Here is a 1,374-nt window from a genome sequence, read left to right on the forward strand (position 1 = left end):
CACTAGTGTTGCACAAATAGAGTAAGAATATTCAGATTATTTGTTTTTCTGAAAAATGTTAAAAACGAATAGTGCTGACGCAGAGGATGACTATTTCCAGAATTTTTTATCTGTTATTCAACTAAATTCAGTAGGGAACATCCACTATTTCTTTTCTTCAAGAAGGGACAATCTTTTTCAATAATACTTCTACAGGTTCAAACAACAGATACCGAAACAGACGTTTAATTTGAAAAATTGTTTGCTTTGTTTGTGTTTCTAATTGAACCAAGGTCGTTAGTAAGGTTGCTATCATAGCGAGAATCAATTGATTGTGTACTCCCTTTTCACCTTGAGAAAAGAAGGTTTTGATGGTCAGATGTTGTTTAATGTGCTTGAAAAATAATTCGATTTGCCAGCGACTTTTGTATGCTTGTGCGACTTCTTCTGCGGTTAAATCAAAACGATTGGTAACGAACGCTAACTGTTTTCCTTTCTCATCTTGAATAGTCACTAAACGAAAACGTGAGGTCAGATAGGTTGTTGATCCTAAGAAAACGTGTTGATCACTTAAAATATTTACTCTAGTATCTTTGGGAATATCAAATGATTCTAGCACATGGACTTTCGTATTCTTCTTAATTCGAGTAACGAAGAAGTAACCATCCCAATGTATCTGGTCTAAACGTTCAAAATCTAAGTATCCTCGGTCAAACACATAGGTTGCTTCTGGTTGATTGACCAGGACTTCCAACTGATTTACATCATGTTCACGAGCATTTGTTATTGAAAACTCGGTCGGATACAGAGTGGCATCATCCATGAAACACAAGTTTAAGTGTAGTTTTATTCCTGATTTGCTTTTTCGGAATTTCGCCCACGAATGACGCTTTAGACTCAACGAAAAGGTACTTGAATCGATCAATTGAAGATGATTTCGTTTGCTCGGTGTTGTTTTCTGAGATACCTTAAGCAGAAGTTGTTGAAAAATTTCTACCAGCACATCGGTATCAAGAGCCAACAAAGAACGTGATAACTGAGAATAGCTAATCGTTTCAACGTGCGTTTCTTTTTGAAGTTGCTTGATAATCAGTGAGGTACTTAAATCACGCAAACTTTCTTTTTCTTCATTTGTTCCGTAGAGAAAAAGTTTTAGGACAGCTTCAAATGAGAGCTTTTTGCGATACGAATTATAGTCGACAATTTTTTGTTTTGATAAAATTGAAAGTTTTTCTAAATTTATGGGTGAAAACCATTTATTAAATGCTGAATTTGTTTTATACTTATCCATGCTTGAGTCCTTTATTATGGTCTTGGATAAGTCATCCAAGTTTCATTATAAAGGATTTTTTTGTGCATGGGAATGATGTTAAAATTTTAATGCAACACTAGTGA

1 protein-coding gene is annotated in these 1,374 nt (G+C 34.5%); it reads right to left on the reverse strand.

Features of this window, described 5'->3' with window-relative positions; genetic code table 11:
* Positions 1 to 157 precede the first annotated feature (157 nt).
* On the reverse strand, positions 158 to 1,270 hold the full coding sequence (locus ACWODM_RS16325) for an IS4 family transposase (RefSeq protein WP_455322373.1): 1,113 nt from the start codon (positions 1,268 to 1,270) through the stop codon (positions 158 to 160).
* Positions 1,271 to 1,374: the final 104 nt, after the last annotated feature.

Source organism: Enterococcus olivae (assembly GCF_053760925.1).

Bases quoted from the DNA above. Each gene is read 5' to 3' on its own strand.
- ACWODM_RS16325 (WP_455322373.1), bottom strand. From the start codon at position 1,270: ATGGATAAGTATAAAACAAATTCAGCATTTAATAAATGGTTTTCACCC.